This window comes from Pirellulales bacterium (assembly GCA_033762255.1).
Lineage (GTDB): Bacteria > Planctomycetota > Planctomycetia > Pirellulales > JALHPA01 > JANRLT01.
In genome coordinates, this window is sequence record JANRLT010000009.1 from 29,675 (window position 1) to 56,445 (window position 26,771).

Consider the following 26,771-nt stretch of genomic DNA (forward strand, 5'->3'; position numbering starts at 1 on the left):
AGCAAGCTAATTGCCGTTTACTTTTGATTCAGCCGAATCAACGGATTTTTGCGGTTCTCGGCCGGTTGGCTGTTCCCCGCTCCCCCCAGGCTGGGATGTTTTTATTCCCCATTGTTCCCGCAGCTTTTCGGGCGAGGTGGCTAACCCCTGCCCACGCAAGATTTCATAAAATTCCGGCATTCCGCGTAACGCTGCCAAATCCGCGTCTTGGGACATCTCCGTGGGGTTGGCGTAGCCCGCCCTGACCGCCGCGGTTAACGCCGTTAGTGCTTGGCTTTTGAGTTCCGCCGCGTTCTTTTCTTGCCCGGCTGCAGAACTGGCCAAGGCCAACACACAGGCTGAATTGTACAGCGCTAATGCCGTATTTTCCGGCATGAGCGTGTTATGGGTCGTCTCGAGGGCGGCGGCGACTTGTCCCGCGCGCACTTTACTAATGGCATAGTAGCTGGCGGCTTGGACCCACTCGTCGGTATGGCGGGTGGCGTGTTTTCCCGCTTGGGCGAATGCCGCCGCGGCCTGTTTATACTGTTCTAGGGCGTTATACGCCAGACCCTGACCAACATACGCATGCCGGACCCCATTTTTTGCGTCGGTTCGCGAGGGAAACAGGGCGATTGCGGGACGCAGGTTGTCAATCGCTTGTTGATACCATGCCAAGCTTTCCATTGGTTGGCCCCCCTCCCGGGTCCGATCACCACAATGGTTGTACGCCCAACCGTGGCCGATGACATAATCCGGCTCGTTGGGCCGCGCGGCGGCCATTTGGCGGCGAATTTCCACAGCCTGGGTGAATTGCGGTTGGGCCTCGGCGGGCCGCCCGGTGTTTAAAAATAATCGGCCAAGTTCTTCCAGTTCGTCGGCTAATGCGGCATGGTAAAAGATGAGTTCCGGATCAGCGAGGGTTTCGCGGAGGCGTTGAATTCTTTGTTGATGGCGGGCGATGGCCGTGGGACCCGAACGCAATTCCGCCAGGGCGGCCTCGGCTTGGGGTTTAAAGACCAAATACAATAATTTATCGGTATAGTCGATCGGGTTGCCGGTCCGGGGATCCTCTTGATCGGCATAAACATGCCGCGCGGCCCACTCATTGGCTCTTTCTAGTTCCCGTTGGGCTGGGTCAAGTTCTCCCCGTTTTGCATGGGCAATTACCCGCACCAGGTGTTCATCGGCGGTTACTTGTTCAGGGTGTTGTGTCGCTAAGGACTGCAGATAGGCCAGCGCCCCCACATCATCACCGGCGTATAAACTGCATTGCGCGCGGAGGGAATGATAAGACTCCAACAACTGCGTTTCCGCCGGATGGATGTCGAGATCCCGCAGGTGGTTTTGTAGTTGTTCCTGGTCGATTCCGCCTGGTAGCAGCGTGGTCCAACGCAAGACCAAAAATAACGCGGGAGCTCCCGGGCGGGATTGATTGCCATCGGTAAGTTCCAGTAATTGCCGGCAGGCGGCTTGGTATTTGGGCAAATCTCCTGCCAAAGCGCGGCTGAATAAATAATACCGCCAGGCGTTTTCCACCATCCAGGGATTGAGGTCGGTTCCCTCGATTCGCGCTGCTTTTTCAAAGCGATCGCCAGCCACCGCGTACCGTCCCGCATAGAGCGCGAGTTTGCCATATTCCAGCCAGGCCGCAAGGTTATGCGGTTCTGCGGCGACCGTGGCCGCGGCCAGGTCCTCGGCCGGTTGGAGGCCAGCGGCTTTTTCCTTGGATTGCAGATGCCGCACCCTTTCCCAATCATACCCCCGTTCATGCAGCGGGATTTGGGAAAAATGAAAATCCGCCCCCAGCCAGTCCTCCGCAAAATAGGCGGCGTTACCCCGTGCCCTTTGCCAACGGGGCACGTCCAATTCCACGACGGGCTGGAACGATGGCAATGTTGCCAGCTTTTCCCAGGCGGATAAATATTCTTCGCGCGGCAGGGGAATCACCTGTCCCGCCGGGGAAATTCGCATCCCCGACAAGCCCTGGACTAGTTGGACAAGCTCCGCTGGAGTATGGGCCAGGGGTTGCAGCGGATAGCGGTGGATTTCCTCTAGTGATGCGGTGAACAACACGGATTTGCCATCAGCCGTCAGGTAGCCCGAACGGGAATATTCATGATGCAGCAAGGGCCAGGGGGGAGTTAGCGGCGCGGCGGTGGCGGTATGCCACAATGTTGCCGCGGCGTTCATAATTTGGTGCTTGGTTTGGCCCAAAAACGCGCGCCAAACCAGCAAATTACCCGCGGGTCGTTCATGGACTAAGGTCAACGCGCGGGAAGCGGTATCACTGAGTTGCCAGTTCACAATTTCCGCCCCGTGGTGGATAACGTTGCCCGTGGGGCGTCCCGTGGAATTTTCCAAGATATGCAAACTGTTTGTGAGGGTAAAATGACGCTCGCGCGTCCGGTTCCAAATAAGCGAGCCTTGGTTGGGCAGCTCCCAGGCGGGGCCTAGGGGATCGCCGGTGCGCGGATCGCGGGAACGGGCAAATTTCCGGCCTTGTTCCTCTTCGAGTGTCCAGAGGGTGTTCATCGCGGGATCATGCACTGGACGGCCCCGCAAAGCCTGCGGTAATTTCAGGTATTGTTGTTCAGCTAACAGCAAATGCAGCCAATTGCCATCGGCAAGTTGTACTTTGAGCGGCTCGCTTGATGTATCGGGCCGCGCGCCAGCGATAAAGATATTGGCCGGCGCGCCGGAAGAAACATCCCAAGCCAAAGCCGTCTGTTCATTGACCGCGACCAAATAGCGGCCCGCGTCGATAAAGCATGTTTGCAGGGAGGGACCCCCGGACACGACTTCCGGCGTGGTCCACACCCAGTCGCCGGTCTCGCTTTCTCTTAACTGTAAAATCGTTGATAGCTGGTTTCGTTCGGCTAGATAATTATCGGAGTGCACCAACAGCCATTTTCCCTCAGGTGAAAAACTGATCCGAGCTTCTCGCGGGACGGCAAACGGCTGGCCTAGCATGGTTCCAGAACGCGATTCGTGAATTTGGCAGTTGACGGTTACTCCATCCTGACTTTGGAGAAAGGCAAATTTACTAAAATCGTTGCTGACGATTAACTGCATGTGAGGTTGGGTGTGCCAACTTTCGGCAAGGACCGTGGCCTGATTGCCGGACCAATGGGTAAGCCGTGCCGGAGCCTGTGATACAGGACGGTTACCCACCGAAGGGAGTTGATGAAAAATCGTCGTTGTGAGCAAGGTTTGCCCATCGGCGGAGAGGGGCACGACGTCATTCACCAACGAACCCGGGGGGTGAACCAGCCGGGCCGCGGGAGTAAGGAATGTCGCGAGGGGCCATATGCGTACGACGCCATCCAGGGCGATGGTCAACACCTCGGAGCCATCCTGGCTCAGGTGGGCGCTCAACACGGCGGCCGGATGCGTCAAAACGGGGGTCAGCGGCTGACCGTTGGCGGCGTTCCAAACACGCGCATAATTTCCCCCGGATAACAGCGCCAAGGTGCCTCCCGCGCCCAAGCTCGCTCGTAGTTCCATATCCGTGGGCAATGACAGTTCCCGAGCCAAAGCTTGACCGCGCGCGGTGTCCGCCACATGCGCCTGGTTGTGTCCATCCAGGATAATCAGGCGTTCGCCACGGGGACTAAACTGATAGTTGCGCACTCCCTCGCGAATCGGTATCGGCGAACCAACCGGGGCGCCGGTCTCCCCATCCAGAATTAACGAAAAATCATTGCTCTGATAAGCAAAAATGCGCTCGCCTAATGGGTCGAATTCACCGATTCTGAATAATTGGGAATCACCCGGAGTGATTAACGAGTTAGTCTCCACGGGATGTAACGTGGTTGTATCGTACAACCGTGGAGGCGAAATCGACACCAGACCTTCTTGTGCGAGGGGATGTAAGGTCGCCGCGATCAGCCGCCTCCCCGCTTTGCCCAAGAGCGCTGATTGGCGATTTCCTGTCGAAAACCCAAATCTATCCCGGTTGGTGTTTTCAGAGTGGTGCGGGGGGCCTAAGGGTTGATTGGTGGAGAAATCCCAGATTTGCAGGGTGTTCGAGGAAGCATCGCTTTTCCCCTGCATCATGTTTACCAGGGCAAAGCGCCGATCAGGCGAAAATAATTGGATCCCCCCCGGTTGCTCCGGGCTTACGGGTTGGCCATCGTTGACTCGCCAGGCGCGCCAGGTTGCCCCGTCACGAATCAGAGTGCTGCCGACAAGCAGTTTCTGGTCGGTGGTCAAAAAAGCAAATCCGACGCCCGAAGATAAGCGGAGCGGCTGGTATTTTTGTGTTGCGGCGGATATTTCCCACACCAGGATTTCGCCCGCGGACGGGGACGCTTTTGTGTATTCACCGCCGTTGCGGGCCAAGTTTGAGTCGGGCAAAGGTTGTATCAAGGCCACCGCCGTTCCCTCGGCTGTAAAAAATGGGAGATCTTCGGCATGGTTGAGGATATGCCGCAACGGAGGGCTGATCGCGCGTCCGGTGGCGGTAGTCCAGATTTGGACTTCCTGGAAAGAGCCTTCTCCCCCTAAGGGGCGCATCGTCCAAAAAAATGTTCCCTGTGAATTAAAGCCGAGGCGCGTTTCGCTTTCCAAAAAAGGGTCCGCCGTGGAACGGGGGTCCGCCAGGCGAATCGGAGCGAACTGCGGCGCGCCGTTAGCCCGTTGCCAGCAGTCCACGATCAATTCCCCCTTCCCGCGGGTTACGGTAAAAATTTTGGTATGGGACGGATCAAATCCGGCTTGCACGATCTGCCCGGGTTGAGCCAGCCACGCTTGGCGCGGCCGGGGACACATGGCCGCGGTTGTTCCTAGCCGGATCCGGTGCTCCTCTTCCCGCCGGGGATCGGGCGCGTCCGCCTCCCGCGCCGCCGCAAACCAGGTCAGGGCTTCCTGGAAATTCGCTTGTTCCAGCAGCTTGGCGCCATTAGCCACGTATTGCCGGGCCAGACTACGGCGATTTGCCAGGTCCGCGGTTTTGGCTTTTTGCTCTTCGCTGGTCGCTTTTTGAAGAGCATCCTTGGTTTTTGATTGCTCGGTTGTCACCTGATTGTAGGCCGTTTGCAGGTTGCCGCGCGCCAACTCCGCCTCCAGTAGTCCCCACCCCGTTCCCGCCAGACCCAGGATAAGCGCTAACAGCAATAAACTGGCCGCCAAAACCGCCCCTTTGTGTTTCGCCAAAAACTTGCGTATCCGATATAGGGTGGTGGGGGGATGGGCCAGCACCGGCTCTCCCGCCAGGTATTTGCCAATATCCGCAGCAAAGCCCGTGGCCGATTCATACCGCCGCGAGCGGTCCTTTTCCAACGCCTTCATCACGATCCAATCGAGCTCATTCCGCAAGATTCCCGCCAGCGCCCGGGGTTCCGTCCGCCGCGTGGCGGCCAAACTGGACAATGTGGCCGAGGTGCTTACCTTGGTGCTGGGCCGGGGGGGGTCTTGCTCCCGCACGATCCGCAGCATCTCAATCAGACCCGCCTTTTGTATGTCTTCCTGCGTAAAGGGGGGGCTGCCGGTCAAGATTTCGTAGAGCAGCACGCCGAGGGAGTAAATGTCCGACCGGGTATCAATATCCAGGTTGTTAAATGTCGCTTGTTCCGGCGACATATATTGCGGCGTTCCCACCACCGTTCCAAAGCCTGTTTGCAGCGTGCGGTCGGTCAACGGCTGGCCGATCGCCTTGGCCACGCCAAAGTCGATCACCTTGGGCACGGGTTGATCGTCGTACAGCGCGATTAATACGTTACTGGGCTTGATATCGCGGTGAATGATCCCCTTTTGATGGGCGTGCTGGATGGCCTGGCACACGGGGATAAACAATTCCAGCCGTTCGCGGGGGTTCAACCGCCGTTCATCGCAATACTGCGTGATCGGTATGCCCCGGACTAGCTCCAACACAAAGTAGGGCCGCCCGTCGGGCGCGGTCCCTGCGTCCAGCACTCGGGCGATATTGGGGTGTTCCATCAGCGCGAGCGCCTGCCGCTCGGCCTCAAAGCGGGCCAGGACCAGTTTGCTATCCATCCCCGCTTTGATTAGCTTGATCGCCACCAAGCGCCGCACGGGATGATGTTGCTGCGCCATCCAGACGCTTCCCATCCCCCCTTCGCCTATCTGTTCCAGCAGTTGATAAGGCCCGATCGACATTCCCGGTTTGTCAATTCCGGGCAAATCCACCGTCGCCTGTAACTTTACCGCGGGTTGCTCCATAAATGCCGCGTTCTGCTCATGCAACTCAAGCAATTTTTCGATCCTGGTCTGCAGGGCGGAATTTTCTCCGCAAACCCGCCGCAAATACGCTGGCCGCTCTGCCGCGGGCAGTTCGATCGCCGCCGAAAAAATCGTAAGCTCATTCATCTGGATGACCCTGAATCCGCCGGGAACTTTCCTCATCCTAGCATGGCGGTTTTTTGACGGGGAACGCGCAGCAAAAAATTCTCCATTTACCCCGTTTAGCGCTATTTTTTCCACTTGACGGCAAAATCTTGCCCCGGCAATGGGGCTGGTCAGTGAAGTTGCTTAGGACTTTTGGGGCGTGTCGCGAATCTCCGCCGCCAGCCACGCGCGGGCATAAGCCCAGATTTGGTCGGCCTTGCGGGGTGAAATATCCAGTTCGCAGGCAATTTGCGGAATGGTTAGCCCTCCAAAATATCGCAATTTGACCAGATTTGCCGCGAGGGAGTGATGTCGCTGCAATTCCTCGAGGGCCGCGTGGACCTCCAGAATTTCCTGGTCGGGAAGCGGACTGTGCAACTGATCCAATTCGGTCGCTGCCCGCTGATACTCGCCTCCATGCTTTAGGGCCAATTTGCGGCGGGCGTTATCGACCAGAATTCGCCGCATGGTTTCGGCAATTGCCCCTAAAAAATGGGCTCGATTTTGCCAGGGCGCGCTTGAATTGGCCTTTGATAATCGCAGGTAGGCCTCGTGCACCAGGGCCGTGGCCTCCAGGGTTTGCCCCGGACGCTCGTGGGCCAGTTTGGATGCTGCCAACGCGCGCAATTCATCGTACAAAGACTCCAACAACCGTTGGGTTGCCTGGGGGTCCTGCGGATCAAAGTCCTCAAAAAGTTGCGTGCTTTGGGTCATGATGTCATATTAATCGGTAAACCGCCTCATGAAAACTACGTTCTCTTCGCGTGGTGTCGGGGGGGATGCAAGGGGAACTTTTTATACGAGGGAGTGAACACGATGGCCCGTATTCAACAATTTGCGATTTCGCGGCGGGGATTTCTGCGGTCAAGTAGTGCCATCGCGGCGGCCCTGGGCCTGCCCGCCTGGTACGCCCAGGAGGTGCTTTCCCGGGGGGAGGCCGCCGAAGTAAAATCGCCGAATGAAAAACTGAATATTTTGCTGGTGGGCTGCGGCGGCCAGGGTCGGGGGGATGCCAACGCCGCATTAAAGTTTGGCAATGTTGTCGCGGTATGTGATGTGGATGAACAACACGCCTCCGCCGCCGCAAAACAATTCCAGGCGACGCCGTATGGCGATTTTCGCAAGGCGATGGAACACCCCGGCGTCGATGTGGTGATTAACGGAACGCCGGACCATTGGCACACGCTGATCAACATCCACGCCATGCGCAGCGGTAAGGATGTCTACAGTGAAAAGCCGCTAACCTTGACCATTGGCGAGGGGCAAAAGCTGGTTCAGGTCGCGAATGAGACCAAACGCATTTTACAGACCGGTAGCCAACAACGCAGCGATGCGACATTTCGCCTGGCGTGCGAACTGGTGCGTAATGGCCGGATCGGCAAATTGACGCACATCCTGACCATGCTGCCATCGGGTCCGGTCCAAGGCCCGTTTAAAACCGCTCCCGTGCCAGAGGGTTTGGACTGGGATTTTTGGCAGGGACAAGCCCCGGCGACCGACTATGTGCCCGAACGGGGACATATCAAATTCCGCTTTTGGCATGATTATTCTGGTGGGACGATGACCGATTGGGGCGCGCATCATAATGACATCGCCCAATGGGCCAACGGGACCGAACGTTCGGGTCCGATGAGCGCCGCGGGAAAAATTTTGGCCGAACCGATCAAGGGTGGATTTACGACCATCGGCCGCTACGAAGTGGAATATGAATACGCTAACGGGGTAAAGCATACCTGCAAAAGCGTCGCCCGCGAAAATTTTTACGGCCAACCCACGGGCGAAACACCGATCCCCGGTGAGCGGAACGGCGTCAAGTTTACCGGCACGGATGGCTGGATCTTTGTCACGCGCGGATTTATTGAGGCGAGCGATCCGGATTTGTTAAAAACGGAACTCCCCGCCAGCGCCGAGCGGCTGTATACCAGCAACAACCACATGGGGAACTTTGTGGAATGTGTGCGAACTCGCAAACCCGCGATTTGCGAGCCGGAAATCGGCCACCGTAGCGTGTCGGTCTGCCACCTGGGCGTGATTTCCTTGCGTTTGGGCCGTAAGGTCAATTGGAACCCCGAACAGGAAACCTTTGGCGACGATGCCGAAGCCAATGCGTTTATTCACCGCGAAATGCGCAAACCTTGGAGTTATGACGCGGTATAACAAAGCCGCCGATGGCATCGGCGGGTATACCGGGGTCGGGAGTCGTGGGCGGTGCGGACTAACAATTCTGTTATGACCTGACTCGACCAGGAGTCCCGTCCCAATGCGCCATGTTTGAGGGGGACGGGAGTGCCTGGCGAGGGATGGTGAGTGGCGGTTGAAAGCTGTTAGCGCCAGCCACTCCCGACCCCGCGTTCGTAATCCGCGATTTCAAATTTTAGATTAGCATTCCCCTTTGCATTCAAGGAGATCCATCCTCATGCAATTTTGGCATTCATTTCTCATAACCGCGTTGCTCGTTCAAATTGGGATTGCGCCCTCTGACACCCGGGGCGGGGAACTAACTCCCTCCTCGGCAACGGCTCCCCCGCACCTGCACACGATCGCGCTCAACGGTCATAATTTCACCCTGCCCGCGGGGTTCACGATCGAGCAGGTCACGACAACGGACCTGGTGCCACGGCCGATTGTGGCGGACTTTGACGAACAAGGGCGACTGTATGTGGCGGATAGCTCCGGCTCGAATGACCCCGTGGAAACGCAACTAGAAAAAAAGCCACACCGCATTGTGCGGCTGGTGGACAGTGACGGCGATGGCAAGTTTGACAAGCAAACCGTCTTTGCCGACAAGCTGATGTTTCCAGCGGGCATACTGTACTATCGCGGGTCGGTGTACGTCACCGCTCCTCCGGCGATTTGGAAACTGACCGACACCAACGACGACGGCGTGGCGGACAAACGCGAGATTTGGTTCGATGCCAAGACGCTCACCGGCTGCGCCAACGACCTGCATGGGCCGTACCTGGGGCGCGACGGTTGGATTTATTGGTGTAAGGGGGCTTTCGCCGAGCAAACTTATGATTTGCCCCGGGGGCCAAATCGCCAAATCCAGCCCTGGAAAACTCGGGCGGCGCATATCTTTCGCGCGCGGCCCGACGACGGCAAAAATCAGGCGGGGGGTATCGAACCAGTCATGAACGGCGGGATGGATAATCCGGTCGATGTGGTCCAGCTTGCCAGTGGCGAGCGGATTTTTAGTTGCACGTTTTTACAGCATCCCGGCGGGGGGAACCGCGATGGCCTAATCCACGCGGTGTACGGCGGTGTGTGGGGCAAAGACCACGATGTGATTTATGAACATCCCTGGACCGGGCCGGAATTTATGCCCGTGATGACGCATTTAGGCCCCGCCGCCCCCAGTGGTCTAACTGAGTATGAAGCTAGTACTTTTGGCGCGGATTATACGGGCAACCTTTTTGCCGCGAATTTTAATTTGCACAAAGTCACCCGGCATAAGCTGATTCCCGACGGCGCGACCTACAGGACGGAGGACAGCGACTTTGTCGTCAGCGACCAATTTGACTTTCATCCCACCGATGTCTTGGCCGATGCCGACGGCAGTTTACTGATTATCGACACCGGCGGCTGGTACAAGCTCTGCTGCCCAACCTCGCAACTGCATAAGCCCGACGTTCTGGGGGCGATCTACCGCGTGCGCAAGATTAACGCGCCGCGCATCGACGACCCGCGCGGGTTAAAGATTGATTGGGAAAAGTCTACCCCACAGAAACTCGTGGAACTGCTGGCGGATTCCCGCCCCGCGGTTTGTGTCCGCGCAATCGAGGAACTTTCCCTGACCAATCTTGAGGTTATTCCGCTCCTTGCCGATACACTCAAAAACTCCCCTCCCCCGCCCGCTGGCATCAACGCTATCTGGGCCGCATGCCGCCGTGAGGACGGCCGAAAAATCCCCCTGTTAGCTCTGTGCATTCTCGATAAATCCGGCCAGGTTCACCAAGCCGCGCTCCACGCCATCAGTGTCTGGCGCGACCGCGATCCAGCGACCATCGCGCGTGTCAGTGAATTCCTCACCGATCCCAATCCCCAAGTCGCCCGGGCCGCTGCGGAATGCCTGGGCCGGGTCGGGACGGCCCAAAATTACCCCGCGATCCTGGAGGCACTGGAAAACACCAATGATCGAATCATCCGCCATTCGCTCACGTACGCGCTCATCGAGATCGGTGATGAGGAGGCTTTGCTAAAGCATTTAACGGATAAAGCCACTCCCGCGAAGTCGCGTTTGGCGGTGTGGGTGGCCCTCGACCAATTGCATAGTAATAAACCAAACTACGGAAATTTGGCGGTGGAGTTGGCAACCGCTGATCCAGCGAGTGTGCCGACGCTGTGGTGGCTGATGCGGCGACATTCCGCGGCGGCGGATGCCCTTGCTGGCCAAGTGCGCGAAATGCTTAATTCCGCACAAGAGTTCACGCCCCAGCAGGCAAATTTGCTCGCGCAAGCCGGGTGGTTGGTCGAACAGCCAGCGATACAAAACATCATTGGTCAGAAACTGGGGGACGCTAACATTTCCGAAAGCCAGCAAATCAAGGCTCTGCAGTTGGTGGAGCAAGCGCGGCTGCGCGATCTGCCGCAGGACTGGGTGCCGCTATTTGCCAAATTGTTGACGGGATCGGAAAAGATCCGCGCGGCGGCGATCCAGGCCCTGGCGGCGACATCCCTTTCCGCCGAGCAGCAATCGGAGCTAAAAAATCCGTTACTGGCGCTGGCCAACGATGCCCAGGTGCCAATACCGGTGCGGCTGGGGGCGATGAGCCTGTTTCCCCCCAACGAGGTCTCCGCCACGCCGGAGTTACTGCAAACGATCTGGCAAGCCTACGACGCCCGCGCGGGGCAACCGTTTGATTTTACCCCCCTTGCGCGGTTGAAAATGACCGCTGCGCAGTTACGGGACATCCTGCCTAGAATTGCCAGTTGCGGCCCGCTGGAGATTGAGCCGCTGGTTAGCCTGTATGCCCAGTCGCGGGACGACGCGCTGGCGGCAAAGTTGTTGGATGAACTGGAAAAATCTCCGGCGGCGGCCAACTTGCAGCCAGAAGTGTTGGCGGCGGCGTTACGCAATGTGAGTGAAGAGCTGCGCGCACGCGGGGCGGATATTTTGCGCGGCAAGGCCCAAACCACCGACGAGCAGCGCGCCCGGCTGGAAGAACTATTAGCGCGGCTGCCGAAGGGAAATATTCGCCGGGGGCAGGCGGTATTTGTGAGTTCCCGCGCGGCCTGTCAAGCGTGTCATGCCATTGGCTATGTTGGGGGTAACGTGGGACCGGACCTGAGCGCGATCGGCAAAATTCGCCAGCGGCGCGACCTGCTGGAATCGATATTGTATCCCAGCTCGAGCCTGGTCCGCAGCTACGAGCCGGTCGCCATCACCACCCGCGACGGCCGGACGCATAATGGCGTCATCCGCGGCGAAAACGACCACGAACTGCGCCTGGCAACCGGCCCCAATCAAGAGCTGCGCTTGCCGCGCGACCAAATCGAGGACCGGCAAGAGAGTAAAATCTCGGTCATGCCCGCCGGTCTGGACCAGCAACTGACCGAGCAAGAACTGGCGGACCTGGTGGAGTTTTTGTTGAGTAGGAATTGATACCCATCGCAAGTAATCATAGCGCGGTTTTTGCCTGAATTATCAAGAGTTTACGCAACTCCGTTGGATTAGGAGTTCAACGATTTTGCCCTTTATCCCAGGGTTGTTCGCTGCGCTCCAACCGCTGGGCTATGATGCATTACCGCGTTGCGGTATCCATCTACCACAACGCGGCTATGAAACTCAGCCCTGGGTTGCCGCGCAGCGGCTACCCAGGGGATACCGCAAGCCAAAAAAATCTACCGCAACGCGGTTGCGTCATCCAGAAAAACCGATCTATGCTTGGAGTCTTTACAAAATGCTAGCCATTTTATGAATAGCTAGAAACCGTAAAAAATGGGTGGCGAGAAGAGAAGAGCGGCAAATACCGTAGGCTAGTGCCCAGCGGTTGATCTGCCTAACTCGAATCTTATACTGTGACACAGCACTATGCCCTTACTGAAACAGCAGCGGCATAAACTCCGCCAGGTAATCCCGCCAGACCAGCCAGGTGTGCCCCCCGTCGGTTTCCTGGTACTGGACCTCAAAACCGTGCTTCTTAAAAAGCTCCACTGTTTCCCGCGTGGTTTGCAATAAAAAATCCTCTTTCCCCGTGGCAAACCAGAGCAGTTTGAGACCTTTTTTGCCCGTCTCGCTGGTCAAGGCCGCGTTGTGGGCCATTGCCCAATTTTTGCCCCGTTCGTTCCCTTGTCCTCCCCCGACGCCAAAAATCCCCGAACTAAACACGCCCACGTAGCCGAAATCGTCCAGATTGGCAAACGCGATATCCAGCGACTGCGCGCCCCCCATGGAAAGACCCGCGATGGCGCGGCTGTTGCGGTCCTTGAGCAGGCGATAGCGTTTTTCGGCGGCGGGACGGATTTCGGCCTGAAAATCCTCTAAAAAACCATCCAGTTGTTCATCAAACGAACTGCCGCCAAATTGGAACGGGCCGATATGGCCGTTGGGCATGATCACCACCATCGGTTTGGCCTTGCCCGCGGCGATCAGGTTATCCAGGATGATCCCAGCCCGGCCGACGCTGGACCACGATTGATCCGAATCGGTAGCTCCATGCAGCAGGTATAACACGGGATAAGAGTCGTTGCCCGCCTCGTATCCTGGCGGCGTATAGACATGCATGCGACGCGTGGTTTGCAATTTGCGCGAATGATACAGCACCTGCGCGACCGGGCCATGCGGGACATCGCGCGTGTCAAACAGTTCCTTCCCCGGCACCAGCACCAGACTGTTGGTGTTGCTATTGGACTGGCTGGTGAGGGTGTTGCGTTCGTCCAGGACCGTCATGCCATCCACGGCAAAGCTGTAACGGTAGGCTCCCGCGGGAACGGGGCCGACGGTGGTTTCCCATACGCCGTTCTCTAGCTTCTTCATGATTCCCGTCGTCATAATCTCGGGCAAGTCGCTACTCATGACCCGCACGGCGGAAGCGTTGTCAGCCCGCAGGCGAAACGTGATTTGCCGTTCGGCGGATACGACCGGCCCGGCAATCCGTTGCCGGGGGGCGCCGGGCTGTTGCCCATGTGCCAATCGCCCCTCACCCAGGCTGGACAGCATTGCCAGCATCCAAAAACCAACGGACAAAACGGGGCCAACGGTTGAAAATCGCATGGGCTAATTCGCTTACTTGTAAAAATTGTGGGTGTAAAGTCCGGCGTGGGATTAGTCGCGCGGTGGGGGATAGGAAAATTCTTTCCCCTTCTATTCCGCGGTGTCAGTATAGAATCCCCCCAAGATACTAACAAATACGCAGTGGATAGGATGATAAAAAATCAATTCCCGTATTCGGCACTTGCCGGAAGAACTTTACATCCGCTAAGTTATTAAAATGTTGACGACCGGGGATTGACGGTAAATTTCAGGGAAATTCGACAGTCGTAGGGGGATTATCTTTGATGGCTCAGGCCCAGGTGGGAACGTTTAGCATGCAAACGGCACTCGGCGGTGATGCCGCCGCGGCGACAGATCGCGTTGCTCCCGATTTTTTGCCGTTTCGCCAGCAAATTCAGGCGATTGGGCGGCAGTTTCACTCCCGGGGGTGGTCGCTGGCCACCAGCAGCAACTATAGCGCGGTGGTCGGCCGCGATCCGCTGCGGCTCTTGATCACCGCCAGCGGCAAGCATAAGGGAGAATTGACGCTCGAGGATTTTGTCCTGGTTAATGCGGTGGGCCAAAATGTGGCAGGAACCGCCCGTCCCTCCGCCGAGACGCTGTTACACTGCGTCCTGGCGGAAAAACTGCCCAACGTGGGGGCGGTTTTGCATACTCATTCCGTCTGGGGGACGCTGCTTTCGGATCGGCATTTTCCCGCGGGCCGGCTGGACATTTGCGGATATGAAATGCAAAAGGGATTAGAGGGGGTCACCACGCACGAGCAGCCCATCAGCATTCGCATTTTTGAAAATTCTCAGGATATCCCGGCTTTGGCGGCGCAGTTGGCCGTGGAATTGGCCGCGGGAGAGCCAAGTTTACAATACGGGTTTTTGCTGCGGCGGCATGGGCTGTATACTTGGGGAAAGGATCTGTCCGCCGCCCGCAGACATGTTGAGACACTGGAATTTTTATTTGAAGTCACCGCCCGCGCAGCGGGGATGACGTGTTAATTCAGCTTGGTTGACAGGATGGGTATTATCGGCAGTACTGTGAATTCACCCTACTTCCGGTTTACAGCCGAATGTTTTTGGTACAACGATTTGAATCGGGCCTTTGGCCCTACCAATATTAATTACATAAATTAACCTAGGGCGACGCTGCGATTGCCCTAGGCTGGGATAGGTTGGGCCGTTGGCCCACAAGCAGCACACCGTTGGCATTCAAGTCGATAAGTCAATCGAACAAGACCGTTCCTTGAATTGCACTATCCTCCATTCCTCCAAACTCCATTACTTCATCCTCCACCCATGGCCGCCATCACCATTCCCGCCGAGAACCGTCAGCTTACCGATCCCGCCGAGATGAACGCGTTTTTAGGCCAGTTTGGCATTTGCTATGAACGCTGGCCGCTAGAGGACCGCGTCAGCCCCGACGCCGCCAGCGAAGAGATTCTCGCAGCGTACGAACCAGAGATCCGACAACTGATGGAGCGCGGCGGGTATGTGACCGCCGATGTGGTCAATATCACGCCCGAGACGCCAAATCTGCAGGTTCTGTTGGACAAATTTAACAAGGAACATATCCATACCGAGGACGAAGTTCGGTTTATTCTCAAGGGAAAGGGACTGTTTCATATTCATCCGGCAAATGGGCCGGTGTTTGCCATTACCATTGCCGCGGGGGATATGATTAACGTGCCGCGGGGGACGCAACACTGGTTTGATCTGTGCGAAGAAAAAACGATCCGGGCTATTCGCCTGTTCCAGGATCAAACCGGTTGGACGCCGCACTATATCGAATCCGGCGTCCATGCCAGCTATGCCCCGCTCTGCTGGGGGCCAAATTACCTGCCCCCAGCGGGCATCCGGATGGACGCGATCAGAACAGACACTGTGCGCGTGTAGTGCCAACCCGATGGCGGGAGCAAGAATTCCTTTTGCCCCCTGACGGTGATTTCCTTAGCCGCTAAGTCAATTAGCCGAAGTGTCAGATCGCCACTGCGATACAAAGGACGCGGAGGAATTCCTTGAGAAGAGTAGTAAAGTTGCGCAGCTAACGCCGCAAATGAGATTTGAAATTTCCAGATTTGAAATTTGAAATCCAAAGATCTGAGATTTGAAAATTTGAGATTACCCAATCCGTGAAAATCCGTGCTCATTCGTGGCTAACTCCCTTGTTAGGCCACGGATTTTTTTTAAGCCACAGATTTTCACCGATAAACACGGATGGATTCTATGAGTGATGTCGCTTAAAACCGCGGTGGCATAATAATTCCCCCGTGGCATACTTCCGTGGGATTTTTTATAATCTCGGCATGCTCCCACTCACCCCCCGCTTTGCCGAATCCCTCTCCTATGCCGCGCAATTGCACGCGTCGCAGTATCGCAAGGGGACGCGTATCCCCTACGTTTCGCATTTGCTAGCCGTGACCGCCATTGTCCTGGAATATGGCGGGGACGAGGATCAGGCCATTGCCGCGATCCTGCACGATGCCGTTGAGGATCAGGGTGGGGCCAACACCGCCGCAGAAATCGGCCAAAAGTATGGGCCAGAGGTGCTTTCGCTGGTGCTGGCTTGCACGGACACTGATCAATCGCCCAAGCCCCCCTGGCAAGCGCGAAAGCAACACTACATCGACCATCTGGCCCAGGCTCCGGAGCGGGCGTTTCTGATCAGCGGGGCTGATAAATTGCACAATTTGCGTTCGATCCTGCGGGATTACTTGCGCGATGGCGAACAAATCTGGGCCCGGTTTGGCGGCGGAAAGGAAGGCTCGCTGTGGTATTATCGCGAGTTGACGCGGCTTTTTGTCAATCGCCTTCCCGAGACACTCTATGCCGAGTTGCAACAGACGCTGCATGATCTGGAAGAAGCGATCCGCATCGTCGAGACCACGGATTTTCCCAATCCCCAGCGACAACCCGCGCAACAGCAAAATACCGCACAGCGCTTACCCCTGGCCCAACAACAGGCCCAACAACAGTGAGGGATCTCTTCTCCGCGCTCATGTGTCGTTTTGATGACAGTCGCTCGCTTGCTGTTGCGGGTTTGTTATCTTGATAAGTAACAATGCCGTCCCTTTGACGGCGTCTTATTTCTGCTCGAATTATCATGCGGGTACAACTGTTAGGCACCGCGGGCTATCACCCCAACGAAACGCGACAAACATCCTGCCTGTTTTTGCCAGAGGTGGGGGTGGTGTTGGACGCGGGGACGGGCTTATTTCGGCTGCGGGAAAAGCTATCCACTGAGTCGCTGGATATCTTTTTGACACACGTCCATTTGGATCACGTGGTCGGCTTGACGTATTTGTTTGACGTGCTGGTGGAACGGCCTCTGGCCCGGGTAACGGTGCATGCCGCAGTGGAAAAGCTGGCGGCGATACAGTCGCACCTGCTGAGCGAGCATTTATTTCCCGTCGCGTTGCCGTGCGACTACGCCCCGCTCACGGGGCCGGTTACCTTAAAAGGGGATGGCATATTACGCGCGTTTCCGCTAATTCATCCGGGGGGCAGCTTGGGGTTTCGGCTGGATTGGCCGGGGCATAGTTTGGCGTATATCACCGACACCACGGCCGACCCGGCCGCGGATTATGTACGTGAAATTGACGGGGTCGATTTGCTATTACACGAATGCAACTTCGCGGATGGCTTTGAACAGCAGGCGCGGTTGACGGGCCATAGCACGCTTTCGTCAGTGGCACGGGTGGCGGCGGCGGCAAATGTCAGCCGTTGCGTGCTCGTGCATCTCAATCCGCTGGATCATCCAGCGGGAAGGCTGGATCTGGACGCGGCTCGGCGAATTTTTCCCGCGTTATCCATTGGCACTGATGGGCAGGAAGTGGAATTTTAGGGGGTGTGATTGGTGTTGGTATAGCTCTTTTGATGATTACGGGTCAAAGCCGTCTGATTCTTTGCCAGCCAAAGGTGTTGAACGCCTGTGGCCCAGGAATTATGAACTAACGAAAAATCTTTATACTCTGTAGAAGTTATCCGTATCCATCTGTGAAAATCAGTGGCTAAAAAATTCAATCTAACCACGGATGAACACGGATTTTCGTGATAAGGGCTTTGCCCGTAGCCCAAGGGACTGTATGGCCATGGGGGTCGGTAGTCTGACGCGGTGAGAGCGTGTTTGGCTAAGAAGTTTGTACGCGGAAGACTCTGGACCCCCTACGCTTTGTCATAAACATTCGCATTCTTGCTAGCAGACTAATCGGCACCGGTCTTGTGGCAAAATTGGTTACTGGCTACGCTTGCACGCCCGATTTTTGCGGCCCTACTGAGTTTCTGCGCACTTTACCAATCCGCGAATACCTTGCGCGACCGGTACACTCGCCTTGCCCAGGATGATTCATGCAAGCCCCACTTTGGCAGTTAATTCCGCGATTTGCCGACATGTTTGCGAACTTCTGCCCGCGACATTTTTGGACGTGGCTGGCGATTAGTCTCATCAGTGGGTGGCTGCCAATTTCTTCCCTGGCAGCGGAGGACCTGCCGCTGTGGATCTGGTCCCCCGCGCAGGACAACGAAATCCCGGCGGGAACGTGCTATTTTCGCAAGACTTTTGAGCTGGCTCAACCCGAAAGCGCGGATATTCAAATTACGGCGGATAATGCCTATGAACTGTTTGTCAACGGCCGCTCCGTGGGCAAAGGGGACAAATGGCAACTGCTGGATACGTATGACATTTCCAAATATTTGATCAAAGGGCGCAACTGCGTGGCGGTCAAAGTGGAGAACACCGACACGCCCTCGGCCGGACTGGTCGCGCAAGTGCTCGTGAAGGAAGTGGGTGGAACCTTTGTCGCGTATGCTAGCGATAAAACCTGGAAAACCTCGTTAAAGGAACAGGCCCAGTGGCAAAAAATTTTTACCGAGGATCGCGAATGGCTCCCCGCGCGCGAGCTAGGCCAGTTTGGCAAGACCAAGCCTTGGTTTGACGAGGTGCAACTGGCGGGTGGGGGCTTGGCCAGCCGCTTTCGCACACAACCGGACTTTGCTGTCGAACAAATCCTGGCGGCGGAGCAGACCGGCTCGGTCATCACGCTGGCGTTTAACGAATTTGGCGAAATCCTCGTTAGCCGCGAAGGGGGAGGCCTGTTGATCGTGCGGGATAATGACCAGGATGGACGCCCGGAAACCGCAAAGAGCTACTGCGATCAAGTGCAAAATTGCCAGGGGATCTTGCCGCTCAATGGCCAAGTTTATGTGATCGGCGGCGGGAGCGACGGGCCGGGCCTGTACCGTTTGACGGACGCCGACACCGATGGTCAGGCCGAAAAAGCCGACCTCTTACTCAAGTTCAAAGGGGAAATGGGGGAGCATGGGCCGCACGCCCTGACGCTGGGGCCGGATGGGCTGATTTATATCATGGTGGGGAATCATAGCTCGGCGGAAAAAGCGGTCGAACCAGGCAGCCCCTACCGACACTTCTATGAAGGGGACTTGCTACCCAAGTATGAGGACCCGCGCGGACATGGCGTGGGGATCAAGGCTCCTGGCGGTCATGTGCTGCGGACCGACACCGAGGCAAGTTTTTTAGAGATGTACGCCGGCGGTTTTCGCAATGCTTATGATCTCGCTTTTTTGCGCAATGGCGATCTGTTGACCTATGATAGCGACATGGAATGGGACACTGGCACTCCCTGGTATCGGCCCACGCGGGTGCTGCAGGTTGTCCCTGGCGGCGAATATGGCTGGCGGAGCGGTTGGTCGGTCTGGCCCGAATACCAGTATGACTCCTTGCCCGCCGTGGCGGAGACCGGTCGCGGGTCCCCCACGGGGATGACCGTGTATGAACACCACATGTATCCCCGCCGCTATCATAACGCGGTCTTTTTAGGGGATTGGGCGCGGGGGCGGATTGTCTGCCTGCGGCTCAAACCACACAACGGCAGTTATACAATTGAGGGAGAAACCTTTGTCGAAGGGCGCCCGCTAAACATCACCGACGTGGCTGTGGGACCGGACGGCTGGCTGTACTTTAGCACGGGGGGCCGCGCGACCGATGGGGGCGTCTATCGCGTGGTGTGGCAAGGTAAGGTCCCCCCCTCTGTTACCGACCTGGGAACCGGTCTGACCGCGGCCCTGCGCCAACCGCAACTCTCCAGTGCCTATGCCCGCCAGCAATGTGCGCTCATCCAACAACAGTTGGGCGAGGAATGGAACGCCAAACTGCCGGCGCTGGCGGGGAACGCCGCGGCTAAAGTGGATGATCGGCTGCGCGCGCTCGAGCTTATGCAACTGCTGGGGCCGTTTCCCACGCCCGATTTGCTAGCCAAATTAACGGATGATTCCAGTGAGCGGATACGGGCAAAAACCGCCTTTTTACTGGGGATTCACGCCGATGAAACGCTCTTGCCGCGCTTGTTAAAGCTGTTGCGCGATAGCGATCCCGTGGTGCAGCGCACCGCCTGCGAGGCGCTCCTGCGCAGCGAAGCCCGTGTGCCCGCCAAGGAACTGATTCCCCTGCTCAATTCATCCGTGCCGCAAGTTGCCTGGCAGGCGACGCGCCTGCTAGAGTCCCTGCCGCCGGAGCAATGGCGGGGAGCGATCATGGAACACGCCACGCCGCGCGTTTACCTGCAGGGGGCTTTGGCCCTGGTTCGTGGGCATGCCAACCCGGCAAATTGCCAGGCGATCCTAGAAAAGAACTTAACGCTATTGCAAGGCTACCTGAGCGACGCGGACTTTTTAGCCTTGCTGCGGTTGACAGAGTTGGCCTTGATTCATGGAAAATTATCCGGCGAAACTCTCCCCGGTTTGCGCATTAAACTGGCGGATGAGTATCCGACCAAGGACGCGCGCATGAACCGGGAACTGGTGCGGTTGCTGGCGTTTCTGCGCGAACCGCGGGCCACAGAACTCTTTTTAGATCAGCTTCGCGGAGCTGCCCCCGCCGAGGAGAAACTGCATTTGGCCCTACATGCCCGTTTTCTCACCGAATGGACCACCAGCCAAAAACTAGAACTGCTGGCTTATTTGGAATACGCCCGCACCCTCGAAGGGGGGCATAGTTATGCAGGATATATCGAAAATGTGTCGCGGGATTTCTTTTTGAATCTGACGGCCGCCGAAAGGACGATGCTTTTGCGGGATGGAACCAAGTGGCCCGCCAGCGCGCTGTCGGTCCTGGCAAAACTTCCCCCCCAGCCAACTCCGGAGACCATCGAGCAAATCATCGCCTTGGATCGCCGCCTCCCAAGCGTGACGGGTGAAGCAGCCAAAAAACTGGCCGTCGGCATCGTAGCGGTCCTGGGCCGTAGCGGTGACGCCGTTTCGCAAGAATACTTGCGGGAAGTTTACCAGCGGGACCCCGGCCGTCGCGGCTACATCGCCATGGCCCTGGCCCAACAACCCGCCGGCAAAAATTGGCCCATTTTGGTGCAATCCTTGACGGTCGTGGATGGTATCTTCGCCCAAGAGGTCTTGGCTAAACTGGCCACGGTCAGCCAACGGCCCGATCAGCCCGAGGCCCTGCGGCAAGTAATCCTCCGTGGACTAAAGCTGGGCGAGGCGGGGGGCCGTCCGGCGATTCTCCTTTTAGAAAAATGGACCGGCGAAAAACTTGGTTCAACCAGCGATAAAGTCCTGCCCACGCTAGCGTTATGGCAAGCCTGGTTTAGCAAAAAATACCCCTTGGAGCCACCCCCCACGCTTCCCGTGGTGGACGCGCATGCCCGGTGGACGGCGGAGGAACTGCTCGTGTTTCTCAATAGCGCCGAAGCGGCTGCGGCCGATCCCGCGATCGGCGCTCAGGTGTTCGTCACCGCCAAATGCGCGGCGTGTCATCGGTTTGGAACAGTGGGTGAGGGGATCGGCCCGGATTTGAGTGCGGTGAGCCGCCGCTTTCATAATAAGGAGATCTTGGAATCGATCTTGCATCCATCGCAAGTCATTTCGGACCAATATGCCAGTAAAACGCTGGAATTGACCGATGGGCGGACGGTGGCGGGACTGGTTGCTCCGCAGCCGGATGGTAGTGTCGTGGTGCTCACCAGCCAAGGTGAAAAAGTGACACTAGAAAAAACGCAAATTGCCGAGACCCTACCCAGCCGCGCTTCCGCCATGCCGGAAGGGCTGCTGAATGAATTGTCACTAGAGGAGATTGCGGCGCTCTTTGCCTATTTGCACCAGCCACAGGACCAACTGAGCAGCCGCCGGGGGGTGGCACCGGTAAAGTAGTTGGCGGATGCAAGAGACTGTGTAGCAGAATTCGCCAGAATTCCGACAAACCATGCAGCGGAATTCGCCAGAATTCCGGCCAAGTATCCTAGTAGCGGAATTCACCAGAATTCCGACATATATCCTTTCCAACTAAAATATCTTCGGCTTAGCGTTCTTGCAAAAGCTGTTACTTGGCAACGTTGGAAGTTGGTTGCGGTATCTCCACAATATCCCCGGCCCCTTGCTTAAAGAATAACACCTCGACACGTCGATCATCGGGCGTTTCTTCCTCACCGTACGTGGGATACGCAGCCAAATAGCCATGCTGGCGGGCGTACTCCTGCAGGGCGGGGAGCCGTACGAAAAAATTCTTACGGCGAATCTCGGGATAGTCAGTGGTGTCGATCCGGCGAATTTCGCCCGCGGATAATTTGAGAAATACCGCGCCAAATAGTGTCTGTTGATTCTTGTCCAGTCCTAAATGGTGGTTGGGGATGGCATAGCACGGTTCAGGTTGGCTAAGGCCCCACTTGAGCGCGCGGCGCAAGAACTCGCCGCTATCGTTAATTTCAGCGGTATCAAGTATCGGCGGAAGTTCTCCCAAAGGAATTTCACGAGCCACAGCCGCATCCGCGCGAAAGGCCAAGGCGGTAATGGATTGATCAGTGTCATCGAAGGCCAAATTATAGAGTGGTATGGCAATGGAATATCCTTGCGTTGGAGCCCAATCTGAAACATGTCGACAAAGGTTGGGGTAGTCGAGTTTGGGAAAATCCGTGCGCAACACTGGAGAAAGTTTGTTTAAGTACGGATCAGAAGGAGGCGGAGCCAGGGGAGTGCTGGATTCGCTGGCATGATCCGGTGATCCGATTATCTGTATCGAAGGATTAAGGTCAAACTCCGCAAATTTTTCATTTAATCTTTTAAGGTTTAGTAGGCGGATCGCATTTTCACCATTGAGTAAGATCGCCAATCCCTGGTTATGATTAAAAAAGTCAAGTTGAATTACACTTTTATTAACTGGCAATTTCCAAAGCAGCTCCAGACGATCCCCCGCCACACCAAAAAAGTGGATGAATTTGTCAATCGTTCCCACCGCGATCAGTTGGCCATTACTGGTGCAAGCCACGGATGTAATTTTATCACTGCTAATATCAAGATCGTGGAGAATCCGGCCATCGATCCCATCCACTAATAAAACATGCCCCTTTTGGGTTCCTGCCACCAAACGCCGGTAATCCGGCAACCAACAGAGGGGTTCGATCGTGTCCGCTGCAACAGCGATCGTCCGCTGATGTTGCAGGTTTTCTTTGTTAAATATATGGATCCTCGAGCCGTGGCTGGCCGCAAGTCGGCTTCCCCCAATGCACATTTCATAAATTTCGCCCAAGAACTTGGGCGTGGTTCCGGCAATTGCGGTGGACCATTCACAAATGACCCGGGGACCGTCGGCGGAAATTCTTTGAATCACGTCGGGACGATTGCCATTCTTCCCATCGCGCATCCAGGCCACATAACAACTACCGTCGCTGTCAGCCACAAAAGTGTTAAAATGATTGACGAGAAAATCCAGTGTCCAGGCATGATTTTGATTTGGAAAACGCGAGATGATGCCTTCGCCATACCAGATATCCTCCTGCTTTTGTGGCTGAAATACTCGAACTTTTGTCGCATGAAAACTTGCAGTGCAGAAAATTTCACGTGTTTTTCGCCCGGTTTGCCAATTCCAAGAGCTTAAGACGGAATTTCCGTTGGTTTCACGCGGCGTTCGCAAGGTAATCAATTCTTGGCTGTCCGCCGCAACCGCAAACCGGCAAAGGAATTCCGGTTGATGCGCGAGCGCGTTCCAAGTCAGGTTGTTTTCTATCTGATAGATTTTAGTTTGCCGCTCTTGCGCCAGGGCCAAGCGATTTCCCACCGGGTCAATCGCCGTTTGCAAATGGGCATCGCCGGATAAAAGTATTTGATTGACCATATCTTGGGCGGCCACGTCCCAAATTTTGCACCGCTGGTCACTTGACGAGGAAATGATGAAATTTGAGGAATTCAAATATTTCAGCGATTCAAAGATATGTTCATGTGGTTTTGATCCAGTCGTTAGGTTTCGATCAACGAATGTCCCCAACAGGCCGCGTGTATGCGAGTCATAAACAGGCAGACTCCCGCCGTATCCTAACCCAATAGAGTAAATTTCGCCATTTGGGGGAATCGCGGGATAACTAACGATACGATTTTGTGGAATATAGAGGGTTTCGACCGCCAAGGTGTCGGGATCAACCATATACGCCCCCCGTTCGGTCCCCGCGATCAATTTGCCCCACCCCGGATGCCAGGCCAGCGGCAAGGTTTTGCCTATTAATTCATGACGGGTCAGGGCCGACTGGGTATTGATATCCCAAATGGCCAGTTCCCCGGGTTCGGCACCGCTCAGCAGTCGATCCGAGGACGTTAAAAAAAGCGAGTTTACATTTTGACTATGCGCTAACCAACTTATCCTGGTCGCAGGATATACTGACAAATCCCATACATGAATCTGGCCGCTGCGTGCACCGGCAAATAACCGGTTTTTGACGGAATCAAATAACAGTGACCGAACGCCATCCGGCTTGCCGGAACGAGTTTGAAAATCAAAATCAATCGGAAAAGTGACGTCCCGCTTGGTCGGCGGTTGACTCGTCAGATCCCAAATTTGCACAGTAATTGCCAACCCCACATCCGTATGATTGGGCCCGATGGCCAGTTGATTGCCGTCAGCGCTAAACGCCAAGCTATACGCCACCACCCCCTGGCCCACGGTCGCAATCTCGCGCATATCCGGTCGCAGGGACATTTCCGCAATTATGCTGCGCAGTTCCGTCGCCTTGCGATTGGGTACGTCCAGGTTGGCCGCCGCGTGCAGTTCCTGTTCGACGGGCTGGCTCCAGCCAAAGCTGCGCTCCTGCATTTGTTCCCGCGCCCGGCTAAGGTGAGTGTAATACTCTCCCGCTTTACGGGCCGCCGTTGCGTCATCCAGCCGATCTCGATACCACAGCCAACCCACAGTCGCGACATTGAGCACCAAGAAGGTAATCATGAGCGAAGCGGCCAGGACGGAATTTGCCAGACACCACCGCACCGCTTTTTCCGTCCAAGAGACCGGCCGCGCGGTAATGGGCCGACCCGCCAGATAAGAGTTTAGATCGTCCGCCAGGGCCGCCGCCGTGGCGTACCGTCGCGTGGGCTCGTGTTCCAGGCATTTATGGCAAATCGTTTGCAAATCGCGCGAGACAGCGGGGTTTACCGTGCGCAGTGGTACAGGCTGCCCCTGCAACACCCGTCGGACCGTGTCAGGATCGTTCGCGCCTGCAAACGGGATCTCCCCCGCGCAAAGCTCGTATAACAGCACGCCCAGGGCATAGATATCGCTGGCAATGCCAATCTGGCGTATTTCACCGCGCATCTGTTCGGGTGACATATACGCGGGGGTCCCGAGGATGGTGCCGGTCCGGGTTTTTTGGTCGGCCTCGGTCAATTTGGCCAGGCCAAAGTCGGCCAGTTTGGGGACAAACTTCAAGTCCGTGGCGGGGATAGGGTCAGCCGAAAAACCGGCTGATTCACGATGCGGAGCCAGCAGCACATTGCTGGGTTTAATATCGCGGTGAATCACTCCGCGCACATGGGCGTGTTGGACGCCATCGGCCAGTTGGGCAATGATTTGCGCCGCGACCCGGGGCGAACGATGTCTTTGGGATTTTGACCAATTCACCAGCGATGGCCCGGCTACATATTCGGTAACGATAAAGCAAACCGGCAACGTCAAATCAACTTCGTAGACCGCGACGATGTTCGGGTGCGACAGGCTCCCCGCGGCCTGGGCCTCAAGTTCAAAGCGATTCCTCAGATTTTCATCCAAGAGGCTTTCTAGTCGCGGCACCTTAATTGCCACGTGCCGTTGGATTTGCCGATCTTGGGCCAAATAGACAATCCCATGTCCGCCACGGCCTAATTCTCGTTCTATGACAAATCGGCCTAGCGTGCGAGGTTGGAAACTTAACAAGTCAGGGAGAATGTTTTGCGCGCGGGGGGTGTTCAGAGTTGGCCAGTCAGTCTCTTCCTCTGCAAGATAAGGTTCAGGGGGCGGGGAATTTACTGTCGCGGGGTGCCGCGTGGCCGATTGCCCAGCAGAGAGAGAATTTAAAGCTCGCAAAAGGACCGCGGTATGGGCTAATCGTTGGGCCAGTTCGGGATCGCAAGAGCGAAAGATCTCCTCCTCCGCCTCGGTTTTACCCCGGTGCAGACATTCATCCAGTTCCGCTAGTTTCTGGATGTAAAGATCATCTTTTTCAGGGTTGGTGGGGGCCATGTAGTTTTGCCATCACCTGTTGCAATTTGTTGATTGCCCGCTCCCATAGTTTATGAACCGCATCGGGAGTTTTTTGCATTCTCCTGGCAATATCCGGAAATGGGAGATTTTCATGATAGCGTAAATTTAAGACAAGTTGATAGTCGGAAGGTAAGAGTTGTATGGCCGCGGTGATCGACTGATTCAGTTCGGTGGAAGATAAGATCGCGCTGGGTGACGGGTCGTTGTGAGCTGGTTCGATGCTTTTAACGGTAGAGTCTGGGGAAGTCTCGAGGGTTTGTTCTTGACTAGGATTGCGTTTATGGGTTTGAGTGTACCGCCGACGGGCATTCTGGGCATTGTGCAGGAGGATTTTTTTCAGCCAACTTAAAAGTTCGCCAGGCTCCGACCCTTGAAAGTCAGAAAAGTCAACGTGTGCTTCGATCAGCGTATCTTGCACTAAGTCGGAAGGGGCTACTTTCGCGTTGAGTTCAGGGGGTATTTCATGATTGGCAATCAACCACAAATAGTTTTTTATCTGGTCAAAAAGTTCGTTTTTGGCCCCGAGATCCCCCGCCTGAGCGGCTACAAGTAAAGAACCCAAAGCCGACGTTGAGATGAACCCTGAGTCCGCTTCGTTAGCCGACAAATCATCTCTGCCCATAGGAGATTCACATGGAGTTAAATTCAACTACCGCTTCCCACCCAGATGGGGGGTAGCTCGAATTTTAACTGCGAAATGCCGCGCCAGCTATAAGTT

12 protein-coding genes are annotated in these 26,771 nt (G+C 56.2%); 7 read left to right on the plus strand and 5 right to left on the minus strand.

The genetic code is table 11. The features are described 5' to 3' along the window. Positions 1 to 6: 6 nt before the first annotated feature. Both SFX18_03115 and SFX18_03120 read right to left on the minus strand, forming a co-directional pair. The gene (locus SFX18_03115; protein ID MDX1962115.1) at positions 7 to 6,309 is read right to left on the minus strand and encodes a protein kinase; all 6,303 of its coding nucleotides are present in this window, start codon (positions 6,307 to 6,309) and stop codon (positions 7 to 9) included. A gap of 162 nt (positions 6,310 to 6,471) precedes the next feature. Beyond that, positions 6,472 to 7,041 (minus strand): ECF-type sigma factor, encoded by a 570-nt coding sequence (locus SFX18_03120; protein MDX1962116.1) that lies wholly within the window; start codon positions 7,039 to 7,041, stop codon positions 6,472 to 6,474. A 102-nt stretch (positions 7,042 to 7,143) separates the two neighbouring features. Between SFX18_03120 and SFX18_03125 the strand changes: the two genes are divergently transcribed. Then, positions 7,144 to 8,484 (plus strand): Gfo/Idh/MocA family oxidoreductase, encoded by a 1,341-nt coding sequence (locus SFX18_03125; GenBank protein MDX1962117.1) that lies wholly within the window; start codon positions 7,144 to 7,146, stop codon positions 8,482 to 8,484. A 259-nt stretch (positions 8,485 to 8,743) separates the two neighbouring features. Further along, positions 8,744 to 11,929 carry a HEAT repeat domain-containing protein gene (locus SFX18_03130; GenBank protein MDX1962118.1) on the plus strand — a complete coding sequence of 1,062 codons (3,186 nt, stop codon included), beginning with the start codon at positions 8,744 to 8,746 and terminating at the stop codon, positions 11,927 to 11,929. Positions 11,930 to 12,364: 435 nt separating this feature from the next. Here SFX18_03130 and SFX18_03135 read toward each other — a convergent pair whose 3' ends face one another. Further along, complete coding sequence (locus SFX18_03135; protein ID MDX1962119.1) at positions 12,365 to 13,540, minus strand: alpha/beta hydrolase-fold protein; 1,176 nt, start codon at positions 13,538 to 13,540, stop codon at positions 12,365 to 12,367. 284 nt (positions 13,541 to 13,824) lie between these two features. Between SFX18_03135 and mtnB the strand changes: the two genes are divergently transcribed. From mtnB to SFX18_03160, 5 genes are all read left to right on the plus strand, one after another. Then, complete coding sequence (mtnB, locus tag SFX18_03140; GenBank protein MDX1962120.1) at positions 13,825 to 14,532, plus strand: methylthioribulose 1-phosphate dehydratase; 708 nt, start codon at positions 13,825 to 13,827, stop codon at positions 14,530 to 14,532. 297 nt (positions 14,533 to 14,829) lie between these two features. After that, positions 14,830 to 15,426 (plus strand): cupin domain-containing protein, encoded by a 597-nt coding sequence (locus SFX18_03145; GenBank protein ID MDX1962121.1) that lies wholly within the window; start codon positions 14,830 to 14,832, stop codon positions 15,424 to 15,426. A 410-nt stretch (positions 15,427 to 15,836) separates the two neighbouring features. Beyond that, positions 15,837 to 16,508: an HD domain-containing protein gene (locus SFX18_03150; GenBank protein MDX1962122.1), complete on the plus strand. Its 672-nt coding sequence runs from the start codon at positions 15,837 to 15,839 to the stop codon at positions 16,506 to 16,508. A gap of 125 nt (positions 16,509 to 16,633) precedes the next feature. Then, positions 16,634 to 17,374, plus strand: coding sequence for an MBL fold metallo-hydrolase (locus tag SFX18_03155; protein MDX1962123.1), 741 nt, complete (start codon positions 16,634 to 16,636; stop codon positions 17,372 to 17,374). A gap of 503 nt (positions 17,375 to 17,877) precedes the next feature. Beyond that, entirely contained in the window at positions 17,878 to 21,708 is a 3,831-nt protein-coding gene (locus SFX18_03160) for a HEAT repeat domain-containing protein (protein MDX1962124.1), read from the plus strand. Between the two features lie 169 nt (positions 21,709 to 21,877). On the opposite strand, the gene SFX18_03165 is transcribed toward SFX18_03160, so the two are convergent. Together SFX18_03165 and SFX18_03170 are read right to left on the minus strand one after the other, a co-directional pair. Continuing rightward, positions 21,878 to 26,032, minus strand: a complete 4,155-nt coding sequence (locus tag SFX18_03165) for a protein kinase (protein ID MDX1962125.1) — start codon at positions 26,030 to 26,032, stop codon at positions 21,878 to 21,880. After that, positions 26,013 to 26,675: a sigma-70 family RNA polymerase sigma factor gene (locus tag SFX18_03170; GenBank protein ID MDX1962126.1), complete on the minus strand. Its 663-nt coding sequence runs from the start codon at positions 26,673 to 26,675 to the stop codon at positions 26,013 to 26,015. The genes SFX18_03165 and SFX18_03170 overlap by 20 nt, the downstream gene beginning before the upstream one ends. Between the last annotated feature and the right edge of the window lie 96 nt (positions 26,676 to 26,771).